The sequence below is a fragment of the Bradyrhizobium acaciae genome (assembly GCF_020889785.1).
Taxonomy (GTDB): domain Bacteria; phylum Pseudomonadota; class Alphaproteobacteria; order Rhizobiales; family Xanthobacteraceae; genus Bradyrhizobium; species Bradyrhizobium acaciae.
In genome coordinates, this window is record NZ_JACMYK010000137.1 from 1 (window position 1) to 19,691 (window position 19,691).

At 64.9% G+C, this 19,691-nt stretch carries 9 protein-coding genes and 1 pseudogene; 2 read left to right on the forward strand and 8 right to left on the reverse strand.

What is annotated here, in order from left to right; all coding sequences use genetic code 11:
- The 4 genes and pseudogenes from H8A92_RS32960 to H8A92_RS32975 form a co-directional block, all read right to left on the reverse strand.
- Nucleotides 1-404: pseudogene (locus H8A92_RS32960) on the reverse strand (methionine--tRNA ligase); the annotation flags it as partial.
- 88 nt (nucleotides 405-492) lie between these two features.
- On the reverse strand, nucleotides 493-1,533 hold the full coding sequence (locus H8A92_RS32965; protein WP_229199560.1) for a DNA polymerase III subunit delta': 1,041 nt from the start codon (nucleotides 1,531-1,533) through the stop codon (nucleotides 493-495).
- Nucleotides 1,530-2,216, reverse strand: coding sequence for a dTMP kinase (tmk, locus tag H8A92_RS32970; RefSeq protein ID WP_229199561.1), 687 nt, complete (start codon nucleotides 2,214-2,216; stop codon nucleotides 1,530-1,532). The genes H8A92_RS32965 and tmk overlap by 4 nt, the downstream gene beginning before the upstream one ends.
- Before the next feature lies 1 nt (nucleotide 2,217).
- Nucleotides 2,218-3,468: a D-alanyl-D-alanine carboxypeptidase family protein gene (locus tag H8A92_RS32975; RefSeq protein ID WP_229199562.1), complete on the reverse strand. Its 1,251-nt coding sequence runs from the start codon at nucleotides 3,466-3,468 to the stop codon at nucleotides 2,218-2,220.
- Nucleotides 3,469-3,643: 175 nt separating this feature from the next.
- Here H8A92_RS32975 and H8A92_RS32980 point away from each other — a divergent pair, with 175 nt between their 5' ends.
- Nucleotides 3,644-4,579 (forward strand): alpha/beta fold hydrolase, encoded by a 936-nt coding sequence (locus tag H8A92_RS32980; protein WP_229199563.1) that lies wholly within the window; start codon nucleotides 3,644-3,646, stop codon nucleotides 4,577-4,579.
- Between the two features lie 18 nt (nucleotides 4,580-4,597).
- Here H8A92_RS32980 and H8A92_RS32985 read toward each other — a convergent pair whose 3' ends face one another.
- Together H8A92_RS32985 and H8A92_RS32990 are read right to left on the reverse strand one after the other, a co-directional pair.
- Complete coding sequence (locus H8A92_RS32985; RefSeq protein ID WP_420831402.1) at nucleotides 4,598-5,527, reverse strand: septal ring lytic transglycosylase RlpA family protein; 930 nt, start codon at nucleotides 5,525-5,527, stop codon at nucleotides 4,598-4,600.
- Between the two features lie 697 nt (nucleotides 5,528-6,224).
- On the reverse strand, nucleotides 6,225-7,340 hold the full coding sequence (locus H8A92_RS32990; RefSeq protein WP_229199565.1) for a matrixin family metalloprotease: 1,116 nt from the start codon (nucleotides 7,338-7,340) through the stop codon (nucleotides 6,225-6,227).
- A gap of 394 nt (nucleotides 7,341-7,734) precedes the next feature.
- On the opposite strand from H8A92_RS32990, the gene H8A92_RS32995 reads away from it, so the two are divergent.
- Nucleotides 7,735-8,169, forward strand: a complete 435-nt coding sequence (locus H8A92_RS32995) for an NUDIX domain-containing protein (RefSeq protein WP_229199566.1) — start codon at nucleotides 7,735-7,737, stop codon at nucleotides 8,167-8,169.
- On the opposite strand, the gene H8A92_RS33000 is transcribed toward H8A92_RS32995, so the two are convergent.
- On the reverse strand, nucleotides 8,162-8,593 hold the full coding sequence (locus H8A92_RS33000) for an arsenate-mycothiol transferase ArsC (RefSeq protein ID WP_229199567.1): 432 nt from the start codon (nucleotides 8,591-8,593) through the stop codon (nucleotides 8,162-8,164). The two genes, H8A92_RS32995 and H8A92_RS33000, sit on opposite strands and share 8 nt — an antisense overlap.
- Nucleotides 8,594-8,678: 85 nt before the next feature.
- Nucleotides 8,679-19,646, reverse strand: a complete 10,968-nt coding sequence (locus H8A92_RS33005) for a filamentous haemagglutinin family protein (RefSeq protein WP_229199568.1) — start codon at nucleotides 19,644-19,646, stop codon at nucleotides 8,679-8,681.
- Between the last annotated feature and the right edge of the window lie 45 nt (nucleotides 19,647-19,691).

Below are 19,691 nucleotides of genomic sequence, written 5' to 3' on the forward strand. Positions count from 1 at the left end.
GGCGCGCGGACCGCTGCGGGTCTCGGCGCCTTCTCGGCAGCCGGAGCCTTCGGCAGAGCGGGCTTCTTTGCAACCGGTGCGACGGCCGCTGCGGCTGCCTTCTTCGGCGCAGCCTTCGTGGCCTTCGCAGCAGCTTTCTTGACCGTTTTCTTGACTGCCTTTTTGGCCGTCTTCTTCGTAGCCTTCTTCACGGTCTTTTCGGCGGCCTTCTTCGCGGCCGACTTCTTGGCTCCCGACTTCTTGGCTCCAGTCTTGGCCTTGACGGCCTTCTTCACCGTCTTGGTGACGCGCCCGCCCTTCTTGGCCGCACGCGACTTCGCCGCGGCCTTCCGGGTCGCGCGAGCGGGCGATGCCTTCTTCGTCTTGTTGGCCTTCTTCGACGATTTCTTCTTAGCGGTCGCCACCACGGAATCCTTTGCAGATCGAAACGAGATTGTCGGGAGTGTTGTCAGACAGATTGTTTTCAGACGGTTTTGTTTTCAGACTTGGCGTCTATCGGGTCGCGTCCGCGAGCATCGAAAACACCGAGAAAACCAGCGGCTTGCGCTCCAGATTGTAGGCTTCGGTATCGCGCGCGGCGCGGACGATCTTTTCCCATACCTCCGCCAGCCGTGCAAGGCGCGGCAGATTGGCATTGGCATCGCCGGTGCGCATGCGCTCGCTCATCCAGCGATCGATGCCGTCGATGAAGGCGGCGAGCGCGACGCGGTCGCTGGTGCCGAGCGCGTCGCCCAGCGCATGCAACTCGCGCGGATCGACGCTCGGAAGCGTCGCGAGCAGCGCAGCCGTGCGCTGCTGCAGTTTCAACGCATCGCCGCCAAGCAGCGACAGCGCGCGCCCGACGCTCCCTTCGGAGGCCGCTGCGGCTTCCGTCAGCGCCGGATCGTCGGCCTCGATATCGGTGGCCGCCGCGGCCGCGCGCACGACGTCGCTGGTGTCCAGCGGCCGCAGCAGCAGTTTGCGGCAGCGGGACAGGATGGTCGGCAGCACCCGCGACGGCGCGTGGCTGACCAGCAGGAACAGCGACTGCTGCGGCGGCTCCTCGAGTATCTTCAGCAGCGCATTCGCGGCATTGGGATTGAGCTCGTCGACGGTGTCGACGATGCAGACGCGCCAGCCGTCGACGGCGGCAGTCGAGCCGAAGAACGAGATCGTCTCGCGTGTCTCGTCGACCGTGATCACGGTCCGCATCACGCCGCGGTCGTTGAGGCCGCGCTCCAGCACGAGCAGCCCGCCATGTGCGCCGGCCGTGATCTGCCGCGCCACCGGATCAGACGGATCGACCCGCAACGTCGGCGCCGCCTGAACCTGAGACGATTTCGGATTGCGGAATGCGAGGACGAACCGCGCCATGCGGTAGGCCAGCGTCGCCTTGCCGATGCCCTGCGCGCCGCCGATCAGCCAGGCGTGCGGAATCCGCCCGCTGCGATAGGCATCGAGCAAGGTGGCCTCCGCCTCGCGATGCCCGAACAGATCGGGCGTTTCGCGCGGGAGGCGAGCGGAGCTCTCCTGTTCGACCTTGCGCGCGCTCATGCGGGAGTGTCCGCCGTGAGCGTTGCGCGCAGATGTTCGCGCAGTGCCGACCATATCCTGGCCGCGACCGTGTCGGGGTCAGCCGTGGCGTCGATCAGCACGCAGCGCTCCGGGTCTTCCGCCGCGATCCGGCGATACGCGTCACGCAAATCCTGATGGAACTTGATGCCCTCGGCCTCGAAGCGATCGGCCGTGGCGTTGCCGCGGCGCGCGGCGGCACGTTGCAGGCCGACCTCGACCGGCACGTCGAGGATGAAGGTCAAATCCGGCTTGAGATCACCGATGGTCACACGCTGCATGGCATTGACGAGTGCCGGCGGCACCTGCCCGAGCTGGCCCTGATAGGCGCGCGTGGAATCGAAGAAGCGATCGCACAGCACCCAGATGCCCTGGTTGAGCGCCGGCTGGATCACAGTGCGGACATGGTCATCGCGCGCGGCGGCGAACAACAGCGTCTCGGCCTCCGGCCCCAGCAGCTTACCCATCCCCGACAGCACGAGGTGACGGATGATCTCCGCCCCCGGCGAACCACCGGGCTCACGGGTCACGATCGCGCGCAGCTTGGCGACATCGAGCCGTTCGGCGAGCTTGCGGATCTGGGTCGATTTCCCCGATCCCTCGCCGCCCTCAAAGGTGATGAAGCGCCCGCGCAAGCTCGGCCGTTGAACTGCTGCTTCCGCCATGTCAGAGCTTCTCGACTCCTGCGCGGAACATTCCGATGACCAACTCCTGGGCGCCGTCGAGTGCACGGCGCATCGTCGATCCCGTGCCGACGGCATCCGCGGCGAAGACCGGAGCCTCCATCGCGACATTCGCGCCGCGCCACACCCGCACCACCCCGATCTGCTGGCCGGCGGTGATCGGCGCCTTGACCGGGCCGCTATAGATGATGCGCGCCAGCAGCTTGTCGTTGCCGTTCTTCGACACCATCACCTTGATCGGATCGGGACTCACGAGCTTTACCGAGCGGCTCTCGCCGCCGAACACCCGGGCGTAGCCGACCGGCTGATTGGCCGCGATCAGGACCCGGGTCTCGAAGCTGCGGAACCCCCATTCCAGCATCTTCTTGGCTTCGGTCGCGCGGTCCTCGGAATCCTCGAGGCCGTTGACCACGACGATCAGCCGCGTGTCGTTCTGCACGGCCGAGCCGACCATGCCGTAGCCGCCTTCCTTGGTGTAGCCGGTCTTCAGACCGTCAGCGCCGGGCAAGGCGTTCAGCAGCGGATTGCGGTTCTGCTGACGGATCTTGTTCCAGGTGAATTCCTTCTCGCCGAACAGCTTGTACCTGTCGGGATAGGCCAGGATGATGTGGCGCGCCAGCACTGCGAGTTCCCGCACCGTCATCTTGTTGGTGGGGTCCGGCAGCCCGTTCGAATTGCCGAAGGTCGACTTCGTCATGCCGAGCTCGCGGGCGCGCTTGGTCATGAAGTCGGTCGCGAACGTATGCTCGTTGCCGGCAACGCCTTCGGCGAGCGCGATGCAGGCGTCGTTGCCGCTCGGGATGATCGCGCCGTGCAGGAGGTCGTCGACCGAGACCTTGCTGTTGATCGCCGCGAACATCGTCGAGGTGCCGGACGGCGCCCCGCCCCGCCGCCAGGCGTTCTCGCTGATCCGGTACTCGTCAGTGAGCTTGATGTCGCCCTTCTTGATGGCGTCGAACACCACCTCGGCCGTCATCAGCTTCATCATGCTGGAGGGGGCGCGCAGCTCGTCGGCGTTCTTCTCGAACAGCACGCTGCCGCTACTGGCCTCGACCAGAATCGCGGTCGGCGCATCGCCGTCGAACCCGCCCTCTTCCTTCTTGGCGCCCTGGACGCTGTTGTTGGCGGCGTAGACCACCCCGCCGCAGCCGATCGCCAGCGCGACGGCGGCCGCGATCAGGCCGCGCCCGGCGCGAGCTGACAACGTGCGGGGAACTGCGGTCTGGGCTGCCATCGGCGATGTCCTGAAAGACTGCGTTCTAACAGCTGGAAGTATCGCAAACAACTGAGGTTTCTGCGCTTGTGCATGGCCGGCTGGATTGCCGCCTGCGTTGAACGTCCGTATCCTTGTCAGTAATCCCGGGAACCAGCTAACGACAGCAGAACCGGCAAACAAGGCGGAAACGCGAATGTCATCCTCCCGCACCATCTCAGCCAACGGCATCGACATGTTCGTGCGCGAGGCCGGCCAAGGACCATTGGTCGTGCTCTGTCACGGCTGGCCGGAACTGTCCTACTCATGGCGGCACCAGATCGCCGCGCTGGCCGCGGCAGGCTTTCGGGTCGTAGCTCCTGATATGCGCGGCTTCGGCCGGACCGGCGCACCGGCCGACGTCGGCGCCTACACGATCTTCGATACCGTCGGCGACATGGTCGCGCTGGTGGCTGCGCTCGGCGAGAGGCAGGCTGTCATCGTCGGTCATGATTGGGGCGCGCCGGTCGCCTGGCATGCAGCCCTGTTCCGCCCGGATATCTTCACCAAGGTCGCGGGCCTCAGCGTGCCGCCGCCGTTCCGTGGCCGCGGGCGTCCGCTCGAGACCCTGCGCGAGAGCGGCATCACCAACTTCTATTGGCAATACTTCCAGCCGCCCGGCGTGGCCGAGGCGGAGTTCGAGCGCGACATCGCCCACACCATGCGGCTGGTGCTCGGCCGCGGCGTCTCCGATCCGAGCTCGATGTTCGTCGACAAGACCAAGGGCTTTCTCGGCAATCTGCCGGCCGGGATGCCGCTGCCGACCTGGATCACCGAAGCCGATATCGCCGAGTTCGCCGATGGCTACCGGCAGTCCGGCTTCCGGGGCGGCTTGAACTGGTACCGCAACCTCGATCGCAATTGGGAGCTGACGGCGCCATGGCAGGACGCGCAGATCCGTCAGCCCTCGCTGTTCGTCGCCGGCTCGAACGATTCGGTGATTACCGGCCTGATCGGCGCCAAGCGGGTCGCGGACATGGAACGCGTGCTGCCGAACCTGCGGCAGAAGCTGATCATCGAGGGCGCCGGCCATTGGATCCAGCAGGAGCGCCCTGACGAGGTCAATGCGGCGCTGATCGGATTTCTGAAATAATCAGACGAAGTGCCTGATTCAGTAGAGGCCGCGCCCGCTCAGGACTTCGGCGGGGCCACGTGCGTCGATCGGCACGTAAGCTGCCGCCGGGCTCGGGGTTGCGCCGTAGCGCGGGTCGCCCTCGTAGGAGACTTCGCGCTGATTGTTGGCGACGCGGCGATGCGACCGGCTCGAGGCCGACATTTCGGACGTCGCGTTAGCCGACGCGTAGTCGGCCTGGGTGTTGCCGAGGCTGTACGGCCGCCCCTCAGGCAGCGGGACATCGCCGCGGACCCGGCCCGATGAGGAGGATACCTCTGGGATGAACGGCCGTGCCGAGGCGACCCGCACCATCGACGGTGACGGTGCCGGCGTGCCGGTGCGCAAGGTCGCCATCAGCTGGCGGTCGTCGGACCCTTCCAGCGGTGCCCGGCCGACATATTCGACACGGACACGTGCGACACCATTTCCTTTGAAATCAAGTAGTTCTGCGGCTTTGTTCGAGACGTCTATGAGGCGATTGCCGTGGTACGGTCCGCGGTCATTGACGCGGACGACGAGCGATTTGCCGTTGCTCAGATTGGTGACGCGCGCGTAGCTCGGCATCGGCAAGGTCGGATGGGCCGCCGTGAGTGAGCCCATGTCGAACACCTCGCCATTGGCGGTCAGGCGGCCGTGGAAATCGTCGCCGTACCAGGACGCCAGGCCCTCGGCGCGATAATTCTCGTTCTCCTCCGGCACGTAGGTGCGGCCGGCGACGACATAGGGCTTGCCGATCCGATAGGTGCCGCCGCCCTTCGGCACGGGGTCGCCCAGCGCTACGACGCGCGGGCTCGATGAAACGCCGTATTTGGGATCGACCCGGCTGGCGAGGTTTGAGTTGGCGCAATTGGCGAGGACGAGGCACGTCGCCACCGCAACGGCGCTACGCGCCGTCCGGATCATCGAATCTGGCCGTCTAATCCCCATCTGCCCCAAGTACCATTCTGCCGGACCCGCGCCTACTTCGAGGCGTCGGGATCGATTCTGTCACCGTGCGGCCCACCTCCGCACCGGATGGCGAAGATATCGCAACCGGAACACGGCGGAAATGGGGAGAGCCGTTGGGCGGTGGCGTCTTGGTGAATGGTCTGTTGCGCCTCCTCCGTCGTTCTACGGACCCTCGCGCCGGCGAAACGCCCTCGCCTGTCCCGCGATCAGACACACTGTTGCAGCAAATCATCAGTCGGGGGGCATCTTGGATTCCAACAATTGAATCTTTTTGACTGTGCAAGGCTGCAATCGTTTTCTCCTCCGCGTGGGGCGCAAAGGAAGTTTGCGATGATCGAGACGGTTACAGCGGTGATGGGCCTGGTGAGTGCGGCGATCTTCTTGGCGCATGCCGTGGAAGGCTATCGGTACCGGGCCTGACGGTCCGTTGAAAGGCGGAAAGACGCGTCACCTCTTTCCAGGAGTGGAGTTCGGAAAGCTTTAATCAATTCGGATGAGCATCGGTTGAAAGCAGGTGTATCATGCGTAATCACGATTTGGTCTCCGACGGGTTTCTAACCCTGACCGCAGCGAGCCTCGTGCTGCTGTGCTCGAGCCTGCTGGCGTTCGCTTTCGGCTGAATGTCGTTGACGCGCGCGCAAGGCCCGCGCCTCCCCGCAAGCTACCTCGCGATCTCTCAAGCGAAGAAATGGCTGGCCGCACCTGCCGCATGAACCAGCGCGAGGCCGGTGGCATCCAGCAAATGCGTACTCGTGACGTGGCTGCCGTCGAATACCAGCTCGGTCACTATTCCGGATGCGCTCTCGGTCAGAAAGGTGGCTGAGCCGTTCTTCATGTCAGCGACATCGAGAATGGGGTCGTAGTTGCCCGGCAGCAGTGCACTTGCAACAAACTTGAAATTGTCGAAGTAGAGCAGATCGATCGCGCCCGACGAAGATTGCGTCACGACGTCGGCATGCCCGTCTCCGTTGACGTCCGCAACCCCGACGACATTCCAGAACGCCTCGCTCGTCAGCGCACTCGTGGTGAGCTTGCCCGCGCTGCTGAACCCCAGGAAGTCAATCTGCCCGTTCGACGACTGAGTGACGAATTCGGCATTCGCTGACCCGCTGAACAAGCCGGCGCCCTTGACGTTCCAATAGCTCCCCGTCATCAGCAGCGAGCTCGACAGTTGACCCGCGCTGAAGTTGAGCAAGTCGATTTGTCCATTGGACTGGGTAATGACGGCCGGATTGCCGTTTGAGGCAAAATCGACGTTGCCCACGACCTGCCAGAACGATTGCTGCGTCAGGGCTGAGCCCGTGAGATGTCCGGACGCGTTGTATTGCAGGAAATCCAGCCGTCCGTCGGCGAGCTGGCCGGCCGTCGAAACGGCGATTCCCGGCAGCACCCCGTAGAGAGCTCGCACACCGTCGATGTCGGATTGCGTGAGGTCTGTGACCGCAGGATTGACGACCGCATTCATGATCGCCGGACTGACATTGTAATGATCCAGTCCGAGGCTATGTCCGATCTCGTGGAGCGCGACGTCGTAGAACGAGACGCCACCGTTGCTGACAAGCTGACCATTGACGAGGTGCCAGCCCTCATCCATGTCGAACGTGATGTCGGAAGCAATCTCCGAGCCGGCAAAATACGAGCTCTGTTCCTGGCCCACAATGTTGTTCGGGCCATCGATGTGGCTGAGGCCGAGGCGTATTTGATTTGCGGCGGCATCGGTGACTTCATGGAAGTCGATATTGGCTGCCGATTCCCACCGGTCGAACGCCTCCCTGATCTCGGTCTGGAACATGCCGGTCAGGAAGCTGTCGAACTGAATGAATTGGCCCGTGAGGTTGGCCGTCGCGAAGCTCCAATCGATCTCACCCGAGGCGGTGCCGAGTGCGCTGGAGCCCCATTTGAAGCCTTCGAGAACGTAATCAGCCATCTAGCGATGCCTCTGGCTCAACGATTTGCCGTGGCTTGCGTAACAGTCCGATCTTCACCGAGAGACTCACTTGATCAGCCACCACTCAATGCGCGTTTCTACCAACGATTGTCGAACTTGACCATGTTCCCTTCGTCATCTTGACAGTGTTCCCGAAGCTTTCCAGCTTGGGCCGGTGGTGGAAGGCCGATAAAGGAATCCGGGCCGAGCAGGATCATCATGACCGCGCGGCGACATGTCGGACGGAGCGAGATCACGAATGAGCGGTCGCGTGAGAGAGGGAACATCTGCACTCCTGATCAGCACCGACGGTCGTTTGCTCATGCAGCTACGCGATGATCTTCCGCATGTCTCCGATCCCGGAAAGATCAGCCTGTTCGGCGGCCGGCGCGAGGGGACCGAGTCTTTCCTGGAGTGCGTCGTGCGCGAAATCCACGAGGAGATCGGCTACCATTTGCCGCCCGAGCGTTTTGAGCGGATCGGTCAGTATTCTGGAACGGATCATTTGACGCCAAACGGCACGCTGCACGGCGAGGTGTTTCTGGCGCGAGACGTGCCCATCGACCAATTGAAGGTGACCGAGGGCCGCCTTGAGATCGTCGCCATCGACGAACTGGAACGGATCCGCGGCAGGCTCGCGCGCCCGGCGGAGTATGCGCTGGAGATATTCCTGAAGCGGGAACCGATTACCTGAGGGATGAAACCAGATCGCGGATGCGATCGTCGAGCATCGCCAGCGCGACCGAAGGATGAGCCACGTCGATATCGTCCACGTGCCAATACGTCACCCTGTCGGCGACCTCGGGGAACCGCCGCTCGACCAGCGGACGATGCTCGGCCTCCTTCAGCGCGATCACCAGATCCGCACCGTCGAAGTCAGCCAATGAACAGGGCTGAGGGTAGCGCGTTGCACCCTCGGGAACGATGCCTCCGGCGCGGAGACGATCGTCGGCAAAGACCGACATCGGCCCGACATTGTCGGGCGATCCACGTTCGGCCGCGCCTCTCGAGGATGCGCGCCACGCCAGCTGTTCGGTTCGTGCGAGATGATTGAAGAGTTCTTCTGCGTATCGACTTCGGTAGTAGTTGCCGGTGCAAAGAAAGAGGATGCGCTTCATGGCCGACATGATGGCCAATGTCGGCCTTCGCGGTCAACCGCGTTGCATGCATTTGCGGACGTTCCGGATGCGGTCCCTCGAATCCCTAGCGCGACGACAGGTGCCGCCTTTCGTCATCTGTCAGCTGCTGCGCCTGCTCCGCGGTCAGCTCACCGCTGCCGACCACGCGAAACATGCTGTTCGGATCATAGCTCTGCCGCTCGTCGCCGCCGCGGCGCTGGTCATTCCCGCTGCCGGGATCCGACCCACCGTCGCCGCCGCCATAGCCGAGCACCTCGACGATAATGACCGAGGGTTGTCCGGTATTGGCTGCCGGTGCCGCGGCCGTCGGTTGCTGGGCCGCGCCCGCAGTGTTATTCGCCGCGGTCAACGCGCCCACCGGCGGCCCCTGCACCACCGGCACACCGACCGACGTGCCCTGCACCTGGATATTGGCGATATTGAGCACCTGCAGCGCTTCGAGGGTGAGATTGCCCGACACACGGATGCCGGCCTCTCCGGCATCGATCGTGCCGTGCGGCGCGAACAGGTCGACGTTGCCGGGAGGAACACCGGGAACACCGATCAGGGTCGCGATGCCGGCGCCAGTCTGCGGCGTGTTCGGTGTCTTGGCCGCACGGCCGTACCGATCGTAGACGACCAGCGGCGGCGACGTGACGATCGAGGTCTGCTTGCCCTTGCCGGCGTTGAGGTCGCCGTTGGTCGAGAACATCAGGATGTCGCCGCCGAGTTCGGTGAAGACGCGCGACTGCGCCACCACAACGCTGCGGTCGGTGAAGATGTTGATGTCGCCGCCTTCGAGCGTCAGCAGGCCGGGGCGCGCCGTGTCGGTCTGCCCTGTCAGGTCGGGCGTCTGGTTCTCGATGCCGAGCGCCACGCCGCCGCCGGGAGCCAGGACGTTGATGCTGCCACCCTGCTCGGAGCGGATGCGCGCGAGCTGGAACAGCGACAGATTGCCGGCATAGGCCGTGGTGTTGCCACCGATCACACTGCCTGGGAACAGGGCCTGGATCGCCCGGTAGGCCCGATCGTAACCCTTGCCGCCAGCGCCGGCGCCATTGGCCGCCGCCTCGCCGCCTGCCTTGAGCTCGGCGAAGTAAACCTGTTCGATGAACGGCAATTGTGCGGCCGGGGCGAGCTTGCGGAAATCGGCCAGCGCCTGGTCACGACTGAGGGTGACGCCCTCGATCCCGTTCATGTAGCTCATGAGCTGCGCGAGATAGCCTTGCGTCGTTGCATCAGTGTTCGTCGGATCGAAATAGAGGTTGATGAAGGCCGCGTTGTCGGGACCGTTGGCGCCGACGCCGACCGCAACGCTGATCGAGGCGCCAGTCGGAGGCAGCAACGGATTGTCCGCATTGCCGACCGAGGTGATGCCAAGCCCCTGCAGGTGAAACTGACCCAACTGCGCGACAATGTCGCGACCTGCAAGGACGGAAAGCGAGCCCGGCCCCTCCACGCGAATGTTGAAGAAGTCCGGGTAGGCCAGGCTGCAAGGCTGGCAGCTCACGATGTCGCGCCCGGCCTGTACCAGCGAGGCGTCGCCGGGCCCGGTATTTTCGATATTGAGAATCGGCTGGATGATATCGAGCCCGGCGCGCACCTGGGCGCGCTCCGACGTCGCCAGCATGAACTTCGTCAGGCTCCCCTGGACCGCATAGGCGTGTACGGTATGCCGATTGTTGAACTGCACCAGGTTCGAGGGCAGTGACAAAGGATCGCCAAACACGTCGTAGGGATTGGAGAATGTGCTCGCGTAGTCACTGCCTGCCGGCGCCGAAGCGCCATTGACCTGAGACAGCAGATCGACCGCCGTCATGCTGACACCAAAACCCACGATGTCTTGCTGGGCCAGCAGATCGAGGCGGGCTGTCGGTGCAGCCAGTGCAGCGAGATAACTGAAACCGAAGCTGCTGAGCTGAGTGACGCCGGCCCGAATGGAACCGCCGGCCGCCGTCAATTCGAGGATCGGCGGCGCGAAATCACCATGCACCGTGATGTCGCCGCCTTCCGCGAATTCGCTCAGGGCGCTGTTGGCCGTCATGCTGGTGAAGAAGCCATAGGGCGCCGCCGGGGTGTAGTAAAAAGAGGGAGGCCCATTTCCCTCCAAGCCGGCCGGGATGCGATAGCTGCCGTCGCTTGCGGGGTCGCGCTGCTGCGTCATCCGCGTCGGATCGCCGATGATCGCGTTGATTCCCCGGCGCGACACCACGTTGAACTGGGCGTCGCCGATCAACAGATCCACGCGCGCGATCGTCAACGAGGTAGTATTCAGCGGTGCCATCCCGATTTCGCCAGCCTGGATGTCGGCCGTCCCTCGTCCGACCAGGAGATTGGCATAGTTGATGCCGCCTCCGACCGCGAGCGAGAGATTGCCGCCGCCGTACACCGACAACGCGCCGGTGCCGGTCAATCCGCCTGTCGTCGGCAGGCTGATGTCGACGTTCCTGAGGTCGCCATCGACGGCGACGCGGACGTTACCTCCGCCCAACACGCCAAGTCCCTTGAACGCTGCCACCGATGGAAACGAATCGCTACCGTAGTCGAGATACGGTTGATAGTAGGCGCCGAAATTGAGGAACCAGGTCGGACTGGCGGCCAACGGCTCAGTCCATAACCAGTAGGTGTCGGGCGCAGAGGCCGCATAGCTCTTCATACCATTGTTGCTTGTGTCCGCGCCGATCAGGCTGCCATGCACCTTGACCGTGAGATTGCCGCCGCCGCTCTGATAGCTCGCGTTGAATGTGGTGGGATAAAGCGTATCGAGCGACAGCGGATTGCCGTTCGCGTCGTACGTATAGCCGAGATAGGTACTGTAGTCGTACGTTACGGCCGACAGAATCAAAGGGCGCTGTCCGGGCGTGAAATTCGGTGTGACCGGCTCCCCTGCGGTATAGATGCCGAATGCGGTCTGGATGTCGATGTTTCCAGCCGCGGCAAGTTCGATGTCGCGGATGCCGGTGCGCACCACGCTCGGGATCTGCACGATGGTGCCGCTGTCGTTGACGTTGGAGTCGATCAAATAGGGGGCCGCGAAAATGATCGAGCCCGGTTCCGGATTGGCCGTCGTGGCGGCAGGCCGTAGCATGGTCGGCACGACCGCCAGCGGATCGGCGGCCGCAAGGTCCGCACCAGCCACCAAGCGGAACATGGCGGACCCCGAGCCCGCCGGCAACGGCGCCGCGATGGCGAAGATGGTGCCGTCCGGCGAACTGACCGGCGCGGCAAAGCCATCGCTGAGGCTGCCATTGATCAGTAGGTTTCCGGCCGCGCGCAACGTCAGCACCGTCGGCTCACCGTTGTAGCGGTAGGTGTGCAGATCGATGCCGGAATTGGTGCTGGATGGATTTTGCAACAGCTGGAGATCACCGCTGCTGCGCAGCTCGATGCCCGGCATCAGGTGGAAGGCGGCGCCGGTCAGCGTGCCGATACCAGTCTTAATCGTGGCCGCGGTGATATACGCCCGCGCGTCGGCATCGGCCGTCGCCAGGTTCGAGTCGACATAGGGCGCGCCGGTGACGTCATAGACCTTGACTGCCTCGACGTCGATCTCGCGTGCACCGATGACCTGGACCCCGCTGTTGCTGATGCGCACGCCGGTGGTGCCGTCGCCGTTGGTCGTCCGCGGCGCGCGCAGCCAGACCTGTCCGCCATTGAACGCAATGTTCGGATCGGCACCGGCGACACCGATCGTCGGCGCGCTGCCGGAGCCGGCGTCGATATCGAACGTCAACATGCCCGAGCTGTTGCCGGCGAGGCCGAGAAATACCGTGCCGCCCCTGGCCACGGTAGTGCCAGCGTTGAGCACCGCATGCGCGCCGAGCTCCAGATTGTTGCCGGCGATCAGGCGGATGGTCGCATCGCTGCCGCCGCTCGCATCGATCAGGCCGGCGACCGTGATGCTTCCGCTGTTCGCAGTCAGCTCGACGTCACGCGCAGTGATGTTGCCGACATTGATGTCGCCGTTCGCCAGCGTCAGCGCCTGCTCGCCCGAGAAACCCGCGATGCTGCCGAGCAGCGCGCCGGCGTCACCCGACTTGATTGCGAGGATCGCTTTGCCGCCGGTGTAGCGCGGATCGGCGCCGGCGAGGAGTTGCCCCTCGAGATGTGCTGTTCCGTTGGGCGCGACGACTGTGAACGTTCCGGCGTTGCCGCCCTGGTCGGAATCCACGACGTTGAGCGCGGGCAGTGCCACTGCGCCGAGTCGGCCGCCGCGCAGATCGATCACCGCCCCGGATGCAACGGTGACATCGCCGCTCGCGGTCTGAAGCGTCACGCTGCCGGCCGGCGCAATCCGAACCACGTCGAAGAACGGCGTCACCGCGCCGGCGACATTGGTGACCGACCCGGCCTGGAGCGCGATGCCGTTCTGCGCAGAGAATGTGATCGAGCCGGACGGCAGGTTGATGGTGGTGCCCTGGACGATGCTCTGCGCCGTGACAGAGAGCGTCGCGCCATTCGAATAGGTAACCGGCTGGACGCCGCCGCCGGGCAGCGCGGTGAAGGTGACCGTGCCGGCATTGGCGACGAGCTGTGTCAGCGCGCCGGCTTGCGCCGTCATCAGGGGCGCCGCGATCGTCAGCGCGCCGCTGACGCTGAAGGTGCCCGGCATCACCTCGCCGGGGGCGTAGGACACGGTGCCGATTTTTTGCATCGCGCCCGCAGAGATCGGGTCCGCATAGGCGACGCCGCCGACCACTTGTCCGGTCGCGGCCAGCGTCACGCTGTTGAAGCCGCCGACGGCAAGACTGCCACCGCCGCCCAGCGTCAGTTGCGTCGCATCGATCTCGAACGCGCCCTGCCCGCTTCCCGTCGCCGCGGCGCCGGTCGCGCCGCCATTCAGCATGATCTTGTTGGCGCGGAGCCTGACGCTGTCGGTCGCGGCACCAAATCCGTTGATCACGGGCGAGCTCAGCGTCAGCGCGCCGAGCACGGGCTGACCAGTCACCGGATCGAGATCACCGAGATCGACCGAGCCGTAGGCGTTGATCGCCGTGGACGCCGACAGGATCAGGTTGCCGGTCGCAGGCAGATGACGCAGCGGATCACCTTCCGACAATTGCGCGAGCAGACCGGCGTTCAGGTTGAAGCCCGAGGTGCTACCCGCGCCGAAATTGATCACCGGCACGCTGACCATGACGGTCGGTGCCGCAAGACGGGCGGAAGGATCCATGCTGATCGTGTTCGAGGCGCTCAGCGCCAGCACGCTGCCGCCGAAGATCTGCGCGCCCGCGCCCATACTCAACTTGCTCGCGCCGCCAGTCCCCGCCGGCAACGTGACCGGCAGCACCGGTGCGTTGGACGCCTGCACGAACGCACCGGCGCCGCCACCGCTGACGCGCGCCAGGGCAATCGATCCCAGGGTCTTGCCGGTCTTCGGATCGTTCGGGAACAGAGTGGAGATCGCGCCGAACGACGTCGTGTCGATGCGTGCGCCGGCGCCGATCGTGATCGCACCGCTCGCCGTCAGCATGATCTCGGGGGCGGTCAGCAGCGCTCCCGTGTCGATCTGGAGCTGCTGCGCCGCCGGCGTGATGGTCAGCACATTTCCGTACAGGCTGCGCGTACCGCCGATCAGAATGCTCTGCGCGCCGATACCGTCGATCGCGCTGGCGAGCACCCCGGTCATGCCCGGCGCCGCCGTGCCTCCCGGCGCGAGGATCTCGAGATTGGATGCGACGATATCAGCCTGCCCGCCCCGACCGCCCGCCGGAGCCGTGAAGTCACCAAACCCGCCAGTGGCCGGCAACGACAGACTGTTGGTCGCATTGATGACGAGTTGCCCCGCATCGAGCGGCAGATAGGGCGCGGCGATGCCGCTTGCGACAGCCTTGGCCGCATAGAACTGCGTCGCCGTGGTCTCGAGATATTGCGACTGCCGGCGGACCACCGCTCCCGGCGTGACGATGTAGACCGAGGGAAGCGAATCGCGGAAGCCCGCATTGGCGACCTGACCGTAGCCAAGCACCTGGTAGGAGCCGTCACGCTGCGCAAAATTCGTGAGCCCGGTGGCAGAGGTCTGATTGACCGCGACCGTGACCTTGAAGGCACCGGGCAACAACGCGTAGTGCCCCGGCAGCAGCGTGTAGGTACCCGCCGGTAGCTCCGGACTGGCGCTCAGATAGACTTGCTGACCGACCTGCAAGGCAACCGGCGCCGACGCGGTTTGCGTCTGATCGCTGAGCTGCATCTGGGGGTCGCGCGGCGCATAGCGGTTGCCGAGGCTTGGCAGGATCGCGAATGTCTTGATACCGTCGAGCGTATCGACCGAGCCGCCAGCGCCGCTGACGAACTGCGCGCCGTAGAGATCGCCGCCGCCTGACTCGTCGATTCGCGCGGTGGCCGCCCCGCCGGTCGCTCCCGCGACCGTCAACGCCTTGCCGTAGAACGAGATCGTCTTGGCGGGTGGCGCGCTGATCGTGTTCGGCGTGCCGCTGTTGTCGTAGCCGTAGATCCAGTCGGAGTTGCCGAGGGGCGCGCCGTATGGGATCAGCACGCCGCCCGCGGACACCGACGTGATGCTTCCTGGCAGCAGGTTGATCGCGCGCGTGCTTGCGGGATTAGTGGGGTCTCCGAAGGTGATTTGCCCGAGCGGCGCCAGCAGGACGCCGCCTTGATTGACGGTCGGAGCGATGACCTGCACGGCTCCGCCCGCCGACAGCGGCATGTAAGGCGTTTGGCCGTTGCTGGCAAAGCTGACGACGCTGTTGGGCCCTTTCGCCTGGATCTGGAACAGACCACTCGGTACGCTGGTGTATGCATTGCTGACCGGGGCGGTGGTGATCGGATAAATTTCGGTCCCGGTGAATGTGAGGTCACCGGCAGTTGTCATCGTGGTCGCGTAGTAGGGCGACATCCTGGAGACCGGCACCAGGCGGATGTCACCCAGGCTGTTGAACGCCATGCTGGCGAAGCCGGGCAGCGACACCGCCTGCCGAACCGGGGTACTGAAGTCGAGGAAGCTCGTGACGTAGATGTAACTCGCACCGCTGCGCAGCGTACCTTCGATGTCGATCAGGTCGGCATTGACCTCGAGATGCGCGCTGCCTGCCATGGGCACTGCGCCATAACTGCCGAGGCCAACATAGCTGATGTTGGTGAATTCGTTGACGTTGCGCTGGCCGCCGCCGATATCGACATAGGGCGCGCTGAGGCGAACGCTCGCGCCGGGCGCGGCGCTGATGTTGCCGGCATTGATGGTCAGGCTACGCGGCATGGCGAGATTGACGCTGCCGCTGAACACTAGCGCATCGACCGCACCGAGCGACGCGGACGCAAAGCCGCCGCTCGTGATCTGATCGGCCCCGATGAAGATCGAGCCAAGCACATTGCCGGGGATCGCTTGTCCCTGGGTGAGGCCGGCGGCCATCATCGGCGCCGCCTGGCTCACGATCGTCTGGAACACCGGCTGCACGAACTGCGAGACCCCGGAGCTGTCAGCGGCATAGCTCCCGATCATCTGATCAATTGTCAGGCTGCCGCCCACAACGCCGGCTCCACCCGCCTGCGCCTTCATGGTAGCGTCGAGCAGCAGGCCGAGCGACGCCCTGATCGCGATGCCGCCGCCCGGAGTTGCAACTTGCGTCTGGATCAGACCGGATCGACCCGTGGCCTGCTGTACCGTTCCCGACGCCCCCGACACGTCAATGATCGCACCGGCCTGCGCCACGACGACACCGAGCGGTTGCTCGCCATAGGGCTGGGTGGCCACATAGGGGTAGTAGATCGAGGGCTGCGCATCCTGGTTGATGTTGACCTGACCGCCGCCGAGCACGGTGTTCACCGGGTGCCCCGACGCATCCAGCGTCGATGTCACGAGGCCAGGCGCCAGCAATCGGGCGTCCGCTCCGATCCAGAGCGTCTGCGTGGCGGCATAGAGCGGACCGTTGTAGGGCGGCACCCCGGCCTGCGAATTGATCGCGACCCAAGGTCCGGTCGTACCGGTCAGATCAAGATTGATGGTTCCGGCGGGCGCGTTGATGGTGCCGTCGATCGTCAGTTGATGGCGTGCGTGCAGCGATATCGCCGCCTGCGGATCGGCATTGATCACGACGCCCCGCTGAACATCGAGATTGCCGTTGAAGGCGTCGATCGCGCTCAGCACCAGGTTGACGGGCGCCGGCTGCAGATACGACGACAATGTCCGTACCGTCGCCACGCTCGTGATATCGCTGCCCGTCGGCGCCAGCACCGCATGCGGATTCGGCACCAGGTTGAAGCCGTGCAGCTCGATATCGGTGCCGCCCGCCACCGTCAGGTTCTGGTAGCTGTAGAGGGCGTACTGGTTGAAGCCGCCGCTGGCAAAGAAGTCCGGCGACAGCTGCATCACGCTGGCCGGATCGACCGGCGTGAGGTTGCTGCTTCCGTCGGCATTGATGCTCTTGATCGTGCGGAGCGGAAGGATGGCGTCGCCCCCGATCTGGATCGCGGGCGTCGCGATGCTGAGTGTGCCGCCACCGGTGAAGCCGTAGGATCGCAGCGTACCGTCGAGATGGACCCGGCCTGGGTAGGTCTGCGCGAGCGTCGTCGAATTGTGCAGCGTCGCGCCGAAGCCGTCCGCGATCAGCGTGATGTTGCCGCCCGTTCCGACCGGCGGGCCGTTGCTGGTCTTGATCTGGCCCCTGGTCTGCATCCAGCCGCCGCTCGACGCATCGATCACCGCGCCGTCGTCGATCCGCACGCTGCCGTAGGCGGCGAGCTTGACGTTGCCGCCGTTGTACAGCGTCGGCGGGGTATCGCTGCTGCCGGTGCGGTCGTTGATCCACAGGCCTCGCGTATCGATCACACTGCCAGGATGCAGTTCGATGTCGCCGGTGAAGATCGTACTTCCCTGCAGCGCGGCGTTGATGGTCACCGAGCCGGCGCGTGCTACCAGTCGGCCGTCGATCGAAATTCCTCCACCGTCCAACGTGACATTCGAATTCAGGGCTATCGAGCCGCCGGGGGCAACCTGAAGTCTGGCGCCGTCCACGACGCTGATGGCTGGAGATATGGCTTTGCTACTGACGGGGTCGATCACGCCGCCCTTGGCATTGATCGTGATGCTGCCGTAGTTCGCCTGGTTGAGCATGTCGGCCGACAGAAAGACCGTCTGCTGCCAGGATGCCGGCAGCGGCGACGTCGCACTCGAAAGATCAGGCGGCGCAACCGACGGTGCGATGACCACGCTGGTGGGCAGGATGCTCGCATCGGACGCCCCGATGGTGAGCGCGGCGCCGGCCGGAAGCTTGTTCGCGGTCCGCTGATAAGGCCCGCTGAGCGTCGTCGCAAGAACCGAAGCATCGACCTCTGCTGCGCCGGCAATCACGGAGAGAGCACCGGCAGCGCGTCCTTCGAGATAGGCCGGCTGATACTGCTGGGTGGGGATCAGCGGATTGGCATAGAATTCCGTGACGCCCCAGTGGGCGTGATTGACCGCGAAGCCGACCCCGATCGAGGTGTAGGTCAGGTCGGCGGGGGCCCGATTGGCGCTGTAGATCCTGCCGTCCGAGCCGACCAGCCAGGTGACCGGCACATAGCCTGCCTGGTGCGCGAGCGAGCCGCCGGCAATGTCGATCGACGCACCGGGCCGCAGGATGGCGTCGCCGGTGGAATAGACGATCACCGAACCGCCGGTGGTCAGACGCTGGTCGATCGGCCGCTCGACCTGACCGAGCCACCCCGACACTTCGAGCAGACCTCCTGCCGTGTAGACCCGGTCCGACGCCACGGGGTTGAGATCGTGGACATTCACCCACACGTTCTTGCTGGAAAAAATGCCGCCGCGCTGCAACGGCGAGTCGCGCAGCTCGTTGGCGCGCACGTTCACCTGCACCACATCGCTCGACGCCGCGACCGGAATGCCCTGCAACCCCGAAACGTCGATCAGCGACCCGGCATCGACAAGAACACGCGCACCCGCGTCGCGGGCGTAGACCGGGTTGATCTTGGCGGTCGGATTGTCCTGCAGAAAGAGCTGGTCTCCGCGCATCGATGCCTGCAACGCAACGCGCCCGGACGGAGCGATGATCGCTGCTCCCGACTGCACGTTGACGAAGCCGCCCTCGACCGTAATCCGCGACTGGGCTTGGGGCTGGGTATCCATCGCGGTCAGACCATCCTCCTCGGGGAGGACCGCGGTGACGCTGCCAGGCGCGAGCTGCACCTTACCGGTCTGCGTCGACACCGCGTAGTGCGAGGAGCTGTCATAGCCAAACACCCCCTGCAGTCCCTGCTGCGCGGACAGCAGGATCGAACCGGCCTGGTTGACCGAGGTGGTCGCCACCAGCACGCCGGACTGCTGCAAATTCATGCCGACCAGCGTGACGCTTCCGGTCGGCGCCGCGATGAGGCCGGTGTTGCTGACCGTGCCGCCATTGAGCACATTCAACATCAGACCCTGCTGGCTCGTGCTGCCGCTTGTCGTGACGTAAACCGACGTGCCGGCCGCGAGCGCCGCCTGCCCGCCTGGCGTAACGATGCTGCCGCTGTTCTGCACGTTGGCGCCAAGCAGGAAAACGTTCCCGCCTCCCGTGGTGACGGACGCGGGCGGCGCCGTCACGATCACGGCACCAGCCTCGACGATGACGTTGCCGGTTGGGCCGATGCCGTTGGCGAAGATCGGGGCCTGCAGATTGCCGGAGTTGTCGAACGGTGAGCGATTGAGCAGCGCGGTCTTGAACTGCTGATCGGTGATACCGAGTGTCGATGCCACGAGCGAGCCAACATTGACCTGGCTGGCGCCGCCGAAGATGATGCCGTTCTGGTTGATCAGCAGCACCTGGCCGTCGGCGTTGATGTGGCCGAGGATCTGGCTTGGCCCGACATTGCCGATCACCCGATTGAGCGCGACCCAGTTGCTGTTGCCCTGCTGGTTGAACACGACGTCGGTCCCGGCGCCGACGTTGAAGCTCTGCCAGTTGAGGATGGCCTGCGGCGCGGTCTGGGTGATGCCGACGCGGGTGCGTCCGTTGGCGCTCGTCTGGGTCGGAAGGCCGGCGCCGGACCAGAGGTTCGATCCGGGCGCAACGCCCGGCGCGACCTGTAGCCCCCCCGGTGCCAGACCATTGGGCACCGTCAGCTGCGGCAACGTCCGCGACGTGCCGGCGGCCTGCGCGGC

What these genes read in the sequence shown, in the direction of transcription:
- H8A92_RS32965 (WP_229199560.1), bottom strand. Translation starts at nt 1,533, where the DNA reads ATGAGCGCGCGCAAGGTCGAACAGGAGAGCTCCGCTCGCCTCCCGCGC.
- tmk (WP_229199561.1), bottom strand. Translation starts at nt 2,216, where the DNA reads ATGGCGGAAGCAGCAGTTCAACGGCCGAGCTTGCGCGGGCGCTTCATC.
- H8A92_RS32975 (WP_229199562.1), bottom strand. Translation starts at nt 3,468, where the DNA reads ATGGCAGCCCAGACCGCAGTTCCCCGCACGTTGTCAGCTCGCGCCGGG.
- H8A92_RS32980 (WP_229199563.1), top strand. Translation starts at nt 3,644, where the DNA reads ATGTCATCCTCCCGCACCATCTCAGCCAACGGCATCGACATGTTCGTG.
- H8A92_RS32985 (WP_420831402.1), bottom strand. Translation starts at nt 5,527, where the DNA reads ATGGGGATTAGACGGCCAGATTCGATGATCCGGACGGCGCGTAGCGCC.
- H8A92_RS32990 (WP_229199565.1), bottom strand. Translation starts at nt 7,340, where the DNA reads ATGTTCCAGACCGAGATCAGGGAGGCGTTCGACCGGTGGGAATCGGCA.
- H8A92_RS32995 (WP_229199566.1), top strand. Translation starts at nt 7,735, where the DNA reads ATGAGCGGTCGCGTGAGAGAGGGAACATCTGCACTCCTGATCAGCACC.
- H8A92_RS33000 (WP_229199567.1), bottom strand. Translation starts at nt 8,593, where the DNA reads ATGAAGCGCATCCTCTTTCTTTGCACCGGCAACTACTACCGAAGTCGA.